General features: G+C 76.8%; 4 protein-coding genes. All 4 read right to left on the bottom strand.

From position 1 onward, the window contains the following. Positions 1-236: 236 nt before the first annotated feature. Positions 237-929, bottom strand: coding sequence for a thymidine kinase (locus ICW40_RS18910; protein ID WP_221655542.1), 693 nt, complete (start codon positions 927-929; stop codon positions 237-239). 78 nt (positions 930-1,007) lie between these two features. Continuing rightward, on the bottom strand, positions 1,008-2,195 hold the full coding sequence (locus ICW40_RS18905; protein ID WP_308121912.1) for an alkaline phosphatase family protein: 1,188 nt from the start codon (positions 2,193-2,195) through the stop codon (positions 1,008-1,010). Next, the gene (locus ICW40_RS18900) at positions 2,192-2,767 is read right to left on the bottom strand and encodes a DUF5998 family protein (protein WP_221655541.1); all 576 of its coding nucleotides are present in this window, start codon (positions 2,765-2,767) and stop codon (positions 2,192-2,194) included. The genes ICW40_RS18905 and ICW40_RS18900 overlap by 4 nt, the downstream gene beginning before the upstream one ends. Before the next feature lie 32 nt (positions 2,768-2,799). Further along, positions 2,800-3,554: acetate--CoA ligase family protein (locus ICW40_RS18895; RefSeq protein ID WP_221655540.1), on the bottom strand; the 755-nt coding region annotated here is incomplete at its 5' end.

The raw sequence follows: 3,554 nt of genomic DNA, 5'->3' as shown, positions 1-3,554 counted from the left end.
GCCGACGGGCGACGCGCCCGACGCTCCCCGGCGGGCGGAGGGCCGCGACGACGACGAGGCCGCGACCGCCGACGTGCCGCCGCCCCTTGCGCGCCGTGCCCGCAAGGGGCGGGCCAGCGTGCCGAGCTGGGACGAGATCGTGTTCGGCGCCAAGCCGGAGTAGACGCTCCCGACCACCTGACCCCGACCGACGCCCGGACCGACGCGCGGGCCCGGGCTCACGAGCCGCCGGCGCGTCAGCCCGCGGACCCCGTGAACGAGTCCAGGGGGAGCATGTCCGGCTTCCCGGCCGTCGCGCGCGCCGCGACGCTCGTCATGCGGCGCAGGTGGTGCCGGCGGCACAGGACCTCGTACGCGATGGTGGGCGCGCGCTCGGGCCCACGCCCGGAGGCGTCGGCGCCCTTGGTGTCGCCCACCACGACCTGCTCGCCCTCGACGACCATGACGCCGTCGACCGTCCGCGCGTTGTGCGTCGCCCGCGCGCCGCACCAGCACAGCGACTGCACCTGGAGCACCTCGACGCGGTCCGCGAGCTCGATCAGCCGTGCCGAGCCCGGGAAGAGCCTGGTGCGGAAGTCGGCCGTGATGCCGAAGGCGTAGACGTCGACGCCCAGCTCGTCCACGAGCTGGGCGAGCTGCTCGACCTGCTGCGGCGAGTAGAACTGCGCCTCGTCGCACACGAGGTAGTCGACCCGCTCGCCGCGGCTGCGCCGCTGGACGACGTCGTCCCAGAAGTCCGTCGTGTCGCGGACCTCGACCGCCGAGTGGCGCAGGCCCAGGCGCGAGGACAGGACGTCGGTGCCCGCGCGGTCGTCGCGCGTGTAGACGACCCCGCCACGGCCGCGCGCCGCGTGGTTGTGGTCGAGCTGCAGCGCGAGCGTGGACTTGCCGCAGTCCATCGTGCCGCTGAAGAAGACGAGCTCAGCCATCGCGGTCCGCTCCTCCGTCCATGAGCTCTCGTCCGTCCACGAGCTCTCGTCCTCCCACGAGCAGGGTCACAGCCACTCCTACCCGCTCACGACGAGGGGCACGAGCATCTCCCCCGGGGTGAACGACCCGTGCATCCCGCGCAGCGTCAACGAGTGCGGGGTCTGGGTCCGGGAGTCCGTCACGCCGGCCACGCCGCGCGCCGCGACGACGACGTCGCCCAGCATCGGCAGCACGTGCTCGGCCACGGGACCGAACCAGCCGGCCGCGACCGCCTCGTCCCGCAGCGCCACGAGCGCGGCGTCGCCCAGCGTCGCACGCCAGCGCTCGGCGACGGCCTCGGCGGTGCCCGGGCGCACGTGCACGTGACTCGCACGCGGCTCCCCCGCGACGAGCACCACGTCCCGCGCCAGCGCGGGCGTCGCCGCGACGTCGACGAGCTGCGCGTGGTCGACGTCGACCATGCCGTGGTCGGCCGTCACGAGCAGCAGCGTGCCGCGGGGCAGCCCGCGGGCCAGGCGGCCGAGCTCGCGGTCGGCCTCCGCGAGCGCGTCGCCCCACGCGCCGGACCGCCACCCGTGCTGGTGGCCGGCCTTGTCGACGTCGCCCCAGTACAGGTAGACCAGGCCAGGCGCCGAGAGCTCGTACAGGGCGGCGTCGACGCGGTCCGCGAGGCTCTCGGCACGCACGTACGTCGCGCCGCGCAGGGCCGCCTCCGTGAGTCCCGACCCGGCGAACGCGGCCGGGCCGACCGAGGTGACGGGCGCCCCTGTGGCGGCCAGCGCCGCGAAGACCGTGGGCTCGCGCTGCCACCGCGTCGCGTCACCCGCGCCGTCCCACGAGACGAGGTTCGCGAGGCCCCCGTGCTCGGGGTTGCGGACCGTGTAGCCGACGAGACCCGTGCGGCCCGGGCTGCGGCCCGTGCCGAACATGCCCATGGAGGCCGCGGTGGTCGAGGGGTAGCCGACCGTGAGCGTCGTCGTCTCGGCCGACCGGCTGCGCAGGAACGGTGCGTGCCCGGCCCGCTCGGTGAGCAGCTCCTGGCCGAGGCCGTCGACGAGGACCACGACGACGCGCGACGCGGCGGGCAGGCCGAGCCGGGTCCGCGCGTCGTCGGCCCCCGCGGGCAGCGCCGCCGGGTCCTGCCCTAGGCCCGCGCACAGCGCCGCGGCCGCAGCCGGGAGCACGGCGTCGAGGCAGCGGCCCCCGTAGTCGGGGCGGACGAACCCTGCCTGCGCGAACGCGTCGGTCACCGCCGTCGCGGTCACCGCGCCCCCGCGCTCGCCGCGGACAGCACGCGCGCGAAGGCGACCGCCGCGCGGACGGCCTCGGCGCCCTCGGCCTGGGCCGAGACGCGCACGACGACGTCGTCGGGCGAGCTCGTGCCGGTGAGGCCGTGGTCGGCGTCGCAGCTCGGGTCGCCGCAGGTCGCCGGCTCGAGGTCGATCCGCCGGACGGCGCCCCAGCCCAGCGCGAGCGTCAGCTCGGCCGGGACGGCTCCGGGCTGGTGCCGCTCGGGGTCGGGCACGACGTGGGTCAGCGCGACGGTGTGCAGGTGCGCGAGCGGCACCGACTCCGTGGTGGCCGACGCGCTCGCCGACGGGTGGTCCGCGTCGGCGGGGTGGTCGTCGACGTGCGCCAGCACGAGCCGGGTCGGCGTGAGCACCAGGACGGTGACGTGGCGGCGCACCTCGGCCGAGTCGAACGTGGTCTCGGGGTGCACGAGGTGGCCGAGCACCTTCTCACCGCCCAGGGCGACGTCCAGGACGTCGCCCACGAGCTCCGGGTAGTAGCCGGCGTGGTGCAGGCTGCGGCGCAGGTCGGTCGTGGTTCCGGGCATCTGCCCATCCTCCCACCGTTCGGGGCGGGCCCTCACTGCGGCAGCGCCCGGCGCGCGCCGTCCGCCCGCCCGGCCGGCCCGAGCTCGACGCGGGCCGCGAGGACCGCCGCGCCCTGCTCGGAGACGACCACGGGGTGCAGCTCGAGCGAGCGCAGCTCGGGCAGGTCGTCCGCCATCACCGCGACGCGGCCGAGCACGTCCTCGAGCGCGGCGACGTCGAGCGCGGGCAGCCCGCGGTAGCCGAAGAGCCGCGGGGCGGCCCGCACTCCGCGGACCATCTCGGCGACGTCGGCGTCGGTCAGCGGCGCCACGGCGTGCATGACGTCGCCGAGCAGGTCGACCGCGTCGCCCGCGATCCCGAACGAGAGGACCGGACCGAAGCGCGGGTCCTCGGCGGAGCGGATCACGCACGCCGCGCCGTTGCGGGCCATCGACTGCACCTCGAACGGCTGGCCCGCCGCGAGCGGGCCCAGCTGCCGGCGCATCTGGGTGTACGCCTCGCGCAGCGCGGCCGGCCCGGCCACGTCGAGCCGCACGCCGCCGAGGTCAATCCGGTGCCGCAGGTGCGCGACCGTGCTCTTGAGCGCCACCGGCCACCCGAGCCGCTCCGCCGCCGCGACGGCCTCCTCCTCGTCGCGCACGCGCACGGTCGGCCACACGCGCACGCCGTAGCAGTCGAGCAGCTCGGCCGCCGTCTCCGGGTCGAGCGCGACGCCGCCCTGGCCCGCGAGCACCGTCGCGACGAGGCGCCGGGCACGGGCGCGGTCGAGCCCGGGCGGGTCGAGCG

Origin of the sequence: Actinotalea ferrariae (assembly GCF_019733465.1) — a bacterium.
GTDB lineage: Bacteria > Actinomycetota > Actinomycetes > Actinomycetales > Cellulomonadaceae > Actinotalea > Actinotalea ferrariae_A.
Note: the sequence above shows the minus strand (reverse complement) of the source record. Positions and strands in the feature narration are given on the sequence as shown.